The 11,839-nt window shown below is 46.9% G+C and carries 11 protein-coding genes; 2 read left to right on the plus strand and 9 right to left on the minus strand.

Translation table 11 applies throughout. The features are described 5' to 3' along the window. Positions 1–58: 58 nt before the first annotated feature. The 6 genes from ACQCVH_RS21265 to ACQCVH_RS21290 form a co-directional block, all read right to left on the minus strand. Entirely contained in the window at positions 59–907 is an 849-nt protein-coding gene (locus ACQCVH_RS21265; protein WP_426837586.1) for a DegV family protein, read from the minus strand. Positions 908–988: 81 nt separating this feature from the next. After that, positions 989–1,849, minus strand: a complete 861-nt coding sequence (locus tag ACQCVH_RS21270; protein WP_426837587.1) for an amidohydrolase family protein — start codon at positions 1,847–1,849, stop codon at positions 989–991. After that, positions 1,846–4,944 (minus strand): GNAT family N-acetyltransferase, encoded by a 3,099-nt coding sequence (locus tag ACQCVH_RS21275; RefSeq protein ID WP_426837588.1) that lies wholly within the window; start codon positions 4,942–4,944, stop codon positions 1,846–1,848. The genes ACQCVH_RS21270 and ACQCVH_RS21275 overlap by 4 nt, the downstream gene beginning before the upstream one ends. A gap of 284 nt (positions 4,945–5,228) precedes the next feature. Beyond that, entirely contained in the window at positions 5,229–5,711 is a 483-nt protein-coding gene (locus ACQCVH_RS21280) for a glutathione peroxidase (protein ID WP_426837589.1), read from the minus strand. A 62-nt stretch (positions 5,712–5,773) separates the two neighbouring features. Continuing rightward, positions 5,774–6,298: a hypothetical protein gene (locus ACQCVH_RS21285; protein ID WP_426837590.1), complete on the minus strand. Its 525-nt coding sequence runs from the start codon at positions 6,296–6,298 to the stop codon at positions 5,774–5,776. 14 nt (positions 6,299–6,312) lie between these two features. Further along, on the minus strand, positions 6,313–8,001 hold the full coding sequence (locus ACQCVH_RS21290; protein ID WP_426837591.1) for a formate--tetrahydrofolate ligase: 1,689 nt from the start codon (positions 7,999–8,001) through the stop codon (positions 6,313–6,315). 163 nt (positions 8,002–8,164) lie between these two features. Here ACQCVH_RS21290 and metA point away from each other — a divergent pair, with 163 nt between their 5' ends. Further along, positions 8,165–9,070, plus strand: coding sequence for a homoserine O-acetyltransferase MetA (metA, locus tag ACQCVH_RS21295; RefSeq protein WP_426837592.1), 906 nt, complete (start codon positions 8,165–8,167; stop codon positions 9,068–9,070). Between the two features lie 76 nt (positions 9,071–9,146). On the opposite strand, the gene ACQCVH_RS21300 is transcribed toward metA, so the two are convergent. Both ACQCVH_RS21300 and ACQCVH_RS21305 read right to left on the minus strand, forming a co-directional pair. Beyond that, positions 9,147–9,839 carry an AIM24 family protein gene (locus ACQCVH_RS21300; protein ID WP_009791608.1) on the minus strand — a complete coding sequence of 231 codons (693 nt, stop codon included), beginning with the start codon at positions 9,837–9,839 and terminating at the stop codon, positions 9,147–9,149. A gap of 15 nt (positions 9,840–9,854) precedes the next feature. Further along, positions 9,855–10,535: a class I SAM-dependent methyltransferase gene (locus tag ACQCVH_RS21305; protein ID WP_426837593.1), complete on the minus strand. Its 681-nt coding sequence runs from the start codon at positions 10,533–10,535 to the stop codon at positions 9,855–9,857. A gap of 113 nt (positions 10,536–10,648) precedes the next feature. Here ACQCVH_RS21305 and ACQCVH_RS21310 point away from each other — a divergent pair, with 113 nt between their 5' ends. Beyond that, positions 10,649–10,855, plus strand: coding sequence for a DUF3892 domain-containing protein (locus tag ACQCVH_RS21310; protein WP_426837594.1), 207 nt, complete (start codon positions 10,649–10,651; stop codon positions 10,853–10,855). 349 nt (positions 10,856–11,204) lie between these two features. Here the strand turns inward: ACQCVH_RS21310 and mntR are convergent, their stop codons facing one another. Beyond that, the gene (gene mntR / locus ACQCVH_RS21315) at positions 11,205–11,633 is read right to left on the minus strand and encodes a transcriptional regulator MntR (protein ID WP_426837595.1); all 429 of its coding nucleotides are present in this window, start codon (positions 11,631–11,633) and stop codon (positions 11,205–11,207) included. Positions 11,634–11,839 lie beyond the last annotated feature (206 nt).

Genomic DNA, 11,839 nt, shown 5'->3' on the forward strand with positions numbered 1-11,839 from the left:
TGAACAAAAATACAAAAGAAAAAGCCTTGCTGCTATGCAAGGCTTTCCACATACTGAATTATTTCAACCCGTTGAACCAGCTGAACCCGATGGTGTTTTCCCCGGCATGAACCCCGATGGTGGCCCCGAGAGGGAAAGCGCTGAACTCGATTTCCTGAAAGCTGGCCTTTAGATCGGCCATCCACTCCTTTGCTTCTCCGTCATAAAGGCCATACAGAATGAAAACCTCCTTGAAGCCATGCTGTTCATAGGCTTCCTTCAGCATGGCCTTCATCCGTTCTTTGGCCTTCCTGATGCTCCTTGCCTTTTCTTTTATGCTGAGTGCCCCGCCGCTTATGGCAATGATCGGCTTAATGCTCAATAGGCTGCCAAAATAGAATTGAAGCCCTGACATCCTGCCGCTGCGGTGAAGCTGTTCGAGGCTCCCGACAAGGACTAATGTCTCCGATGTGGATCCTGTTTCCTCGATCCTGCGGGCTGCTTCGCTGCTTCCGATCCCTGATTCTACCAAAAGCACCCCTTCCTTTATCAGCCTCGTCAAAGGATAGGACAGGATACCCGAATCGACTGTATAGACAGGTATGTTCACAAGCTGTGCTGCCTGCTGGCTGGATGAAACAGTCCCGCTGAGCTTCGCCGATACAAGGACAGCCACGATAGAATCATAGCTTCCTTCCAGCTTTTCAAAAAGAGCCTGAAAGGAGCCCACAGAAGGCTGTGAGGTCTTTGGAGGAGAAGAAAGTGTCTTCAGCCGCCTGAACAGGTCTTCAGCGCTTATGGTCCTCCCCTCTATATATTCCTGCCCATCCAGGATGATTGTCATCGGTACAACATAGACATCCGGGTGCGCCGCTAATTCTTCATCCAGGCATGCTGTGCTGTCGGTAACCCATGCCACTCTTCCCATTAGGTTTCCTCCTTAAGGTGATTATGTATCTCTATTTTTTTAATAAACGGCTATCCCAGGAAAAAGGATAGCCGTACGCTGTTATTCCTCCGGCAGAAAAGCCGAGATTTTTGGAAACAGTCTCAAAGCATTTTGGTAAAATACCTTTTCATGATGCTCTTCAGGGATCAGGTCCTTGATAAACTCAATATATGGAGCTATAGGGATCAAGGGCCAGTCGGTCCCAAAGATCAATTTATCATATGAATCTGCGAACTCTATCGCGTGGCGAAGGTGGTCAAGGAAACGCCCTCCGCTCCTTCTCTTCAGGTCTTCTTCTGTCCCGACTATGAGCCCCGAAAGGTCTGAAAAAACATTCGGGTTTTTATAGATGATTTCGGCTCCCGTCAGGGTCCAGGGATCACCGAAGTGCGCCATCATGAAATTGACATTCCGGTGCCTGACAGCCACTTCATCTATGGCAAGAGGGTGTGAGTACTTCAGCAGCCCTCTTTCTGAATAAGTGTCGCCAGTATGGAAGACAACCGGCACACTGTATTTTTCAGCAAGCTTATAGACTGGTTCATACACTTCGTCGTAAGCGTAAAAAGGATAATAGCCAAGGTAGATTTTAAATCCGACAGTCCCCGGGCGCTGAATTACCTCTTCCAGCCTTTCAAGCGCCTCAGAATCCATATTGAATGGATTTATGCCGGCGCAGGCCACTATTGTATCAGGCTGGGATTCAGCCAGGTCCAGCATCATCGGCGTTTTGGCATCATGGTCCGGAAAACCCATACCCTCTGTTTCAGCAAGGCCCATGCCGATTCCGAGCAAGACACCGGCATTCTGGTACTCTGCTGCGATCCCTTTATAGGAATAATCAACAAACGAAAGGTCCCTTGCTGTTTCATGAAAAGATTTAATTTGTGAAAAATGCATATGTGCGTCTATTATTTTCATTCTGTCTCCTCATTGCTGAAACTGATTTTCTGCAGCCTGTCAAGCAGCTTCCCGGATAAATCCCTGCTGTCAAAAAGCATGAATACCGGTTTCGTCCGGCTATCCCGCCCTCCGGCGCTGAATGGCTGTCTTGATATAAGCTGGCATGCCTCTTTGTTCATATATGCCTCATTATGGTCAGCCATGCTGTTTGTCACCATATACAGCTTTTCTTCGGCATGTGTGCTGCAGATGGAAGAGCCATTCCCCAAAAAGAGAACATTCTCGTCCTTCCCTGCTGTATACATGCCATTCTCCTCTGCTCCGTCCGGCCTGACAGAAAGATCTTGAAGATTTCCGCCATTCAGGAAAGCATCCGTGACAGCATACTCACCAGCAAGGAGCTTGCCGCCCGCTTCCTCTATTCGGAGAAATGATGCGATCAATGGTACACCTGGGAGCATGAGATAATATTGTGAAAATACGAGCTCCTGCCATACAGGATGCTCCCCAAGCCTGGTTGTGATTTTGAGTCCCTGCCAGGAATTTCCTGAACTATCCCTAACAGCAGCTGCCTCCGCCTCTGTCTGCCCCTTCAGGATAGAGAAAACATTCACCTTTGAAGGAATTGTTTTCATTCCTCCGCCCCAGGGATTCCACCAGCCTTTTGCCTGCAGTGAAGGGAAGGAGTGGTCCAGCCATTTTCTCCCGTTCACTGAGATGGAGAACAGACCAGGGTAGAAGCCTGGAGCCGATTTGATTTCCACTGGCCCGTTTACTGCTTTTGCCACTTTTAATCCGGCTTCCTCTTCCGATGATATTTGCACATCTCCACCAGGCTTCAGGACGATGCTATCGATCTTTTCGCAGCTGCTGCCTTCCTCAAGAACTGCAGATACTATAGAAATTCCTGCTTTTTCGCCCAGTGTAACGCTGGTTTTGTAACCTTTTCCTCCTTCAAGCATAATCTCTTCAGAAGCCTTAACACTGCCATCAGCTGAAATGGAGAGCTTCCCTTCGAATGGCTGGAGCCTGCGATTGGTTAAAGTCAGGTCTGCCGCATATTTTTCATCATGGCAGAATACAGACGTGATATTTATCTCCTTCTCAGGAGCTGTACTTTTTTTACCAGCTGAAGGGGAGTGTGATGCAAATGCTTCGAATTCTTCCCAGGATTGGAAGGCCCCAATTGATAGATAAAGAGGATCGAGGACCGCCTTGTCTTTCGCCTGAATCTCACCTGTTTGGAATTCGACCGAAAGCTGCCAATTATCCGGCACCGCCCTGGCGCTTTCCGGCCATGCAAGCCCTACCGGTTCCCCTCCTTGTCCTGCGAAATACCAATTTCCTGACAGAGAGCTAAAGCTGACATCTCCATACAGAAGCTCCTTCATATCTGAAAACGCAACTGCTTCCCCGTCCAGCGGAAACACCATCTCCCGGCCCTCATGGTACATAGACTGAGAGATATACAGCTGTTCAACCGGCTCTTCCCTGCTATTCTCACATTCCATCCACCTCTTTACAAGTCCTTCTGCATAAAGGGATGTAAAGATAGCAAGCTTGATTCCAGGAATATTTTCTGAAAGAAATTCCAGCTTATGGGTTACTGCTGCCCCATCTTTATACCACTCTGCAGAAATAGGTTTCTTTTTGGTGAATTCTGCGGTATAGGGTTTCCCCAATTTTGGCTGGAAGAAAGCAAATGGCTGATCTATTTTCCCGCTTCGGCCGGCTTTCACAGTATAGTCCCGCTTTCTGATATTCACCTGGCTGTTTCCATTGAAGATTTGCCAGTAATCTTCTGTCTCGCCGCCAAATTGGCTGCCAAAACCCTTCAGTGCCAGGCCGGCTTTCTTTTCGAATTGGAATCGGCCTCCATTTGAGCCAGTTAGAGCCACCTGCAGAAGGTGTTCGGAAAAACCATGCTTTTTTACCGCAGCGGGAAGGAAGAAGCTTTTCCGTTCTTTCGGTTTTAAATTCAGCACAATTTCTTTCTGCTCAGGAATGAGCTTCTCTGTTTCCGGAAACTGGATTTCCACTTTTGCCTCTTCCGCAAGGTTATTTTTAATCTCGACAGCAACCTCTGCCTGTTTGCCCTGGTAGCTTAGATGTCCAAGAAGCGAGGCAGTGACATCAGCCGGCTTTTTAGGAAGGATGCCCAGCTTTAGTGAACAGCTCAGGCCATTTATAGACAAATCCACAACTGCAGATGGGTGTGTCTTCGAGGAGTCTGGCGCGTCCCCTTCTCTGATGTCCAGTACTCCTGTGAAGACCTCTTCCCCAGAGACCATTGCGGATGCTGTTAAGCTGCATTTCACCCTCCCGCTGTCCTTCCCGGCTGCTTCAACCGCAAGCGGATTTCCAGATTTATTGAAAATCCTTAAAGAAATGGACTCCTTCCGCCCCTCAATCAGCTGTTGCCCGTTCAATACCAGCTCAGCCAGGAACTCATCTGTCTCAATCAGGCGCATGCCTCTTCCTGAACGTTCAAATTGGACTCTTGCATGAGTTCCCTCATGCTCCCACTCATAATCATAATAAGTGAAGCCATTTTCGTTTTTCCCATCAGGCTTCACTTCAATTTTCCTGGTGCTTGAACTGTACCAGTCCAGCTTTTCAAAAACTGGCCTCAAAAGCGGCGTATTCAGGAGAGCGGGAATGAAGTTCATCAAGTGAGTGGAGTCGTCCCTGTCTTCCCAAAAGAACCCGCATTTTTTATACAATGGAACGGCTTTTGTGTTGCCTGGCCAGGTATACAGGTCCAGACGCGGCCATCCGAGCTCCACTGTCTTTTCAAGTGCCTCAAGAACAAGGAGCTTGCCGATTTTTCTGCCATGATAATCCGGCCGCACATTCAGGAGAGGAATATAAAGCGCACCTTCATCTTCCTTATATTCTGAAAGTCCGCAATAGCCTACGACCTCTTCCCCATCCAGGGCGATATACAGTTCGATATTATCCGAGTTTTCCTCTTTCGTCTTTACTTGCTCCCCTGTCATCACCCTGTTTTCGCCGCCCCAGCTTTCCCGGCTCATATTCCACATCTTCGCAATTGCATCCGCCAATCCCGGCTGGTAGCGGACCACCTGTATCTTACTTATCACTTTTTCCATGTCTCTGCCTCCTCGATTCTTAACTACGTGCCTTCCATCTTATCGCTCAATTGAATTTGTATGATTCCTGCTTTGTCCATCTTCTTTTTCCTCCTTCAATCAGGCAGTTATTTGATTTGCCTTGTTCTCCATAGGTGGAACATTTTGGCACGCCCATTCTTATCGTATTAGGTAAAAGAACCAAAGTAAAGATAATTCTAAATTTTTAAAACAGAAAAAATAACAGACAAAAAGGCCCTGCCTCAGCAGAGCCTTCCGCACGTCCAGTTTCAGACTGGAAGCATTTATCTTGCCAATTCTTCCTCAATATCGCCGAGGATTTCTTTTGGATTTGTATTGGGAGAATACCGCTTGACGACTTCTCCTTTTTTATTCACAAGGAATTTGGTGAAATTCCATTTTACAGACTTCATGCCAAGCATGCCAGGCGCTTCTTCTGTTAAATATTGAAAAATAGGGTCGGCATTTTTCCCATTCACATCCACCTTCGCGAACATCGGGAATGACACCCCATAGTTCAGCTGGCAAAACTGCTGGATTTCCTCGTTGCTGCCCGGATCCTGATTCATGAATTGATTGCAGGGAAAACCGAGGATTTCAAGACCTTCTCTATGCAGATTTTCATAGATTTCCTGAAGCTCCTTGAACTGTGGTGTAAAGCCGCATTTGCTGGCTGTATTGACTATAAGGAGCACGTCTCCCTCATACTCCTTCAGCGGAACATTCGAGCCATCTGCTTTCATCGCATTAAATTGATATATAGACATCATCGCACCTCCTGCTCTTATCGTAATCACGATCCGCCTGTAATGCCAGTTTAAACACTTGTTTAAGAGAGCACATCCTCAAGCTTCCTCAGGCATTCGGCCATATGATCGGACAGAAGCGCAAGATCATCAATCTGGTCTTCATAAATGAGTCTGCCAAAAGTGATTTCAGTTACATTCTGCAAAGTGTCCGGCTTGCTTAAGGGATCATAGGAAACTGTTTGGGTGATTGTTCTATTTTCTCCCCAAATGGCCTTCATCAGCTTGCCGATCCCGGCTGTCTGTTCCGGATCATTTCTTTGGCTGAAGGAAAATCGGATGCTGATCCTGCAGCCTGAGAGCTTTTCAGAAAGGAGGGCGGGATGCAGCTCTGCCGCAAGATTTTCGAGCGCAGCTTCCATGATAAAGGTGCATGAAGCTTTGGCATACTCCCTGTCCTGAAAAGTGATTTCAAATTTTCTTGAAAGCTTGGCGGTATTGATCAGCTCGTTGCGGTCTATAATGCTGATTTCACCGGCAAGGTCCTTATCATACAGAAGGCCTTCCATGACGATCTTCATATTTTCATACGCAGTAGGGTCAAACAAGCAGAACACCCCTTTTAAAATAGGCCAACGGCATTTCCGTTCTCATCCACATCCATTTTCAAAGCAGCAGGAGCTTTCGGAAGTCCCGGCATTGTCATGACATCTCCTGTAAGGGCTACGATGAAACCTGCACCGATGGATGGCTTCAGCTCGCGGACCGTTACGGTGAATCCTTCTGGCCTTCCAAGCTTTGCCGGGTCATCTGACAGCGAATACTGGGTTTTGGCCATGCATACCGGCAGACGCCCCCAGCCAAAGGTCTCAAAATCAGCAAGCTGCTTTTTAGCTTTGCCTGCAAATTCTACGTCGGCTCCTCCGTATACTTTCTGAACGATTGTCCTGATTTTCTCTTCAAGCGGATCTGAAAGGCTGTATAACGGAGCAAAGCTGCTTTCTTTTTTGTCAATAAGCTTTAAAACAGTTTCCGCCAATGCCAGTCCGCCTTCTCCTCCTTTTTCCCATACTTCTGTAAGGGCGGCAGGGAAGCCTTCTTTCTCACAGAGTCCAAGCAGTGTGTTCACTTCCAGATCTGTATCGGTTACGAATTTATTGATGGCCACAGTAAATGGAAGGCCAAAGCTCTTAATCGTTTCAGCATGCTTCTTCAGGTTAGCGAATCCTTCTGCTAATGCAGCTGCATTTTCCTCTGCAAGATCTGTCTTTTTTACTCCGCCATGCATCTTAAGTGCCCTGATTGTTGCTACAATCACCACAGCTTCGGGCTGAATGTCCGCGTTTCTTGTTTTAATATGAAGGAATTTTTCCGCGCCAAGATCTGCACCGAACCCAGCCTCTGTAACCACATAATCGGCCAGCTTTGAGGCAGCTGTTGTAGCGGCCGCGCTGTTGCAGCCGTGGGCGATATTGGCGAAAGGCCCTCCATGCACCAAAGCTGGTGTATGTTCAATCGTCTGAACCAGATTCGGCTTAATGGCATCCTTTAAAAGCAGGGCAAGTGCGCCTTCTGCACCTAAATCCCCAGCTGTTACAGGTTCCTTTTGATAATTATAGGCGATGACCATTCTGGAAAGCCTTAACTTCAAATCTGCCAGATCGGATGCCAGGCATAAAACGGCCATGATTTCCGAAGCCACCGTAATATCAAATCCGTCTTCCCTTGGCACTCCCTGCATTGGGCCGCCAAGGCCGACGATCACCTTTCTAAGGGCCCGGTCATTCAAATCGACTGCCCGCTTCCAGACAATCCTCCGCTGGTCGATGCCCAGTTCATTACCCTGCTGGAGATGGTTGTCAATCAAGGCAGAGAGCGCATTATTGGCTGAAGTAATGGCATGGAGGTCACCTGTGAAATGAAGATTGATATCCTCCATAGGCAGTACCTGTGCATATCCACCGCCAGTGGCGCCCCCTTTGATGCCCATCGTTGGGCCAAGTGAAGGTTCCCGCATCGCAATCAGTGTTTTCTTCCCAAGTCTTGTCAGTGCATCACCAAGCCCGACAGTGACTGTTGACTTCCCTTCTCCTGCAGGAGTTGGATTAATGGCTGTAACAAGAATGACTTTTCCAGACTCTTTTGTCTGCAGCCTTTTCATTGCCTCATATGAGAGCTTGGCCTTGTGCTTCCCGTAAAGCTCCAAATCATCTTCTTCCAGTCCGATTCCGGCTGCGATTTCTTTGATCGGTTTCAGTTCTGATTCCTGTGCGATTTCGATATCCGACTTTACCTTTGGTTTCACGTTCATTCTTGTCCCCCCGATATATGCAAAGTTTCCTTCTATATTGTACCACCGCGTCCAATAATAAGTGATAGAATTTTTAATAATGAATCTTTTGCCCGGCATTGCCTGACAATGCCGTTTGCTTTTATAATTAGATAATTGAATATTCCAACAAGGAGGAAGGCCCGTGCCCATTTGTATTCCGCCTCTGCTGCCTGCCCGTGAGATTCTGGAGAAAGAAAACATTTTTATCATGGATGACAGCCGGGCAAGGCAGCAGGACATCCGTCCGCTTAATATTGTCATCTTGAATCTCATGCCTGAAAAAGAAAAAACAGAAGCACAGCTTTTGAGGCTTCTCGGCAATACACCGCTGCAGGTAAATATTTCATTCCTTAAGACTGCTACCCATGAGTCAAAAAATACGAGCGAATTGCATCTTGAGCAGTTTTATACAACGTTCCCGGAAATCAGGCATCAAAAATTCGATGGGATGATCATAACAGGAGCGCCAATTGAGATGCTGGATTTCGAGGAAGTCGACTATTGGGAAGAGCTGACCGGGATCATGGATTGGGCGAAACAGAATGTGACCTCCAGCATGCATATCTGCTGGGGTGCGCAGGCTGCGCTTTATCATTATTACGGAATCGGCAAGGAGATTCTCCCTCAGAAATGCTCAGGCGTATACTCTCATACAGTAAACGATCCTTCAGTCAAGCTTCTGAGAGGATTTGATGATCATTTCCTTGCTCCCCATTCAAGGAATACAGACGTCTCTGTTGCAAAAATAAACGGGCATCCGTCCCTGAAGCTTCTGTCAGTTTCAGAAGAAGCCGGTGCGTTCATCATCAGTTCAAAAGACGGCAGAAGAATCATGGTCACCGGCCATCTGGAGTATGAATCAAGAACACTGGCTGATGAATATGAAAGGGACAAAGCAAGGGGGCTGGTGCCAGACCTGCCACTGCATTATTTTCCGGAAGACAATCCTATGCTGCCCCCAAAGAACAAATGGAGATCCCACGCGCATCTGCTTTTCTCAAACTGGCTGAACTATTATGTATACCAGGAAACACCATACGAATGGTAGCTTCCTTTTCAGAAAGAATGACAAAATGGCTGCACTCTTTGGTGCAGCCATTTTCGTTTTCATATGAAATATTCAATCAGCTTTGCTGGCTATAGTAGACTTCCTCAAACGGCTGCACGACAACAAAGCCATTGCCCGAGAATTTCATCTGTATCGACTCCCCGCTTCCTCTTCCAAGGAAGGTTTTAAAGGATATATCTGTCACAAATTCCGGCTGAAGGCTGCCTGACCATGCTACAGTAGCATTTGGATCTGTGTACACTGGATTATCCGGCGTTACAAGCAGTGTCAGCGGCTCATAATGGGATGTGATTGCGACCATGCCGCGCCCTTCAAGGCGGACATTAAAAAGCCCTCCTGCCATCATGCCGGCAATCCTTTTCATCAGCTTGATATCCCAGCTGATGCCGGGTTCGAATGCCAGCAAGTCATTTCCGTTCACAAAAATCGCTTCACCGCCAAGGTTGAGGATTGATATCTTTTTTCCCTGGTCTGCCAGATAGAGTTTGCCATTCCCTGTCGCTTTCATCAGCGACGTTCCTTCACCCGTCAGCGCCTTTTTGAACATTTTCCCGAGACCGTGCTCCAGGATCCCTTCTCTTTCAAACTTAATGTTTCCCCTGTAGGAAACCATCGCACCGGTTTTTGCCCAGATCTGATTTGTCAGGTTGATTTCAAGCATCCTCGGGGTTTCAAGCTCAAACAGGCCTTCCCCTTTGTCCTGCTGCTTTGTCTGGCTGACGAATTCTTCGATTGAATATCTGCTCATCCTATTACTCTCCTCTTATTTATCATTTTTGATCATGAATACCCACATAAAAGATAATGTCTGCTGCAGTTCTTCTGTTAAGGAGGCTTTGGGAATCTGTTCTGCACTCCTTTTATAAACACCCAACCCGGCTGTCCTGCTCCATCCATTTTCAGCAGCAAGCCTTGCAAATTCCCATGGCATCATTGTATTGCAGACAGCTTTCTTGCCGTAAAGCCTTTCATAGCTGTTTTCCCGGGGCTTCGCGGTGGGGCCTAAAATGCCGACGCACCCATACCCTCCCGGCCTGACCACCCTCTGCATTTCCCGGAGTACTGCCAGGGGGCTTTCAGTCCATTCAAGCGAATTAATGGCCAGCACTGCATCAAAAGCATCATCAGGAACATCCAAAGACGCAATATCGGTTTTAATAAAACTTGCATCATTTTCTTCATTTACCTTGATGGCTTTATGTATCATTTCCTCTGAAACATCTGCACCTGTTACTTTATAGCCCGCACTGGCAAGCTTCAGAGTGCCGTAGCCATCGCCGCAGCCAAGGTCGCATACCGAAGAACCCGCAGGGACATGCCCGCTGAAAAAGCCTGCAATGTCTTTCCGGCTGCCTGATTCCCACATTTCCCTGCTCTGCCGGCTCCAGGAGCCGGATTTCTCATCCCAAAGCCTTTCCGCTTCAGAGGCCCAATTAAATTCCATCTGATGATCCCTCACTTTAATTACGTATATATTCAAAAAAGGTTTCATTCTTGTATTTCTATAAGGACGGCTGGTAATCCTTTGTACTAAGGAAATTAAAGGAGGGGCTTTACATGCAGCCGGAAAAATTAATAGCTGTCCAAAGAAACCACCTGGGAGAGATTATGTCTTTCCAGACATCAGGAGGGCGCATCATATCGTTCAGAAAAGCATTGATGGAAGCAGAGGAAGGGATCATTGAGCTTACTGGCCCGGAACACAGCTTAGTGGATGCAGATGTTAATACAGTGAATCTTTTAGATGATTTTCCGAGCTTTTAGCTAGTAAAACAAATGACATAGAGATGTGAGAATCATGAAGCAGAAACAAACGAAGTATCAGTATCTTCACTAGGTTTGTGGAGAGAATTTGTGGTAATAGAGATTTAATGGAAATTCAATTCTAAAGCCCTGTTGATTGGAGTGGAAGGCACGCAGACTCCTGCGGGATTGCAGCGGCAGAGCTGAGACCCCGCAGGAGGTACGACGAGGAGGCTCAGCGCCGCCCCGCGGAAAGCGAAGTGCCTGGAACGGAAATCAACAGACTCCATTTATAAGCAAAACCTTATAACACTGCTGATAAAGAAAAAAAAGCGGCAAGGTATACTCTCATACCTTGCCACTTTTGTCTTCATCCTTCAGTCTGCTCATTTTTCCTGGCGATTTCGCGGAGGGAATCCACTCTCCCCTTATCTTCTTCAAAGAACTGGACAAGGTCACCCACCCGGTCAATTGCATCCCAGCTTAAATGATGCTCTATTCCCTCTACATCTTCATAAATATTCTCTTCTTTCACGCCGATGATCCTTAACAGCTGTTCCAGAAGTTCATGACGGTATACAAGCCTTTTGCCGATCTTTTTGCCTTTTGGAGTCAAGATCAGCCCTCTGTATTTTTCATAAACAAGATATTCATCTTTATCCAGCTTCTGCACCATCTTAGTAACTGAAGATGGATGGACGGACAAAGCTTCGGCGATATCGGATACACGTGCATAACCTTTATCTTCTATCAGTATGTATATTTGTTCTATATAATCTTCCATGCTTGGAGTAGGCATCCGATAACCTCCTAAGTATTAAAACCAGCTTTTTGCCGGACAGAAATCTGCACCCGGTTTCAGCTTCATTGCTGTTTTCTGTTGAAAAATTTTCCAAAGGGCTATGCTTTCCTGCAAACAGAAAGGTCCATATTGCAGCCCAGTAAAAATTGTCCAATAAAAATTTTACTATAGATGGAGAGGACAAACAAGTCAGTCAAGCGAAA

The sequence above is a fragment of the Bacillus infantis genome (genome assembly GCF_050107595.1).
Classification (GTDB): domain Bacteria; phylum Bacillota; class Bacilli; order Bacillales; family Cytobacillaceae; genus Bacillus_AB; species Bacillus_AB infantis_C.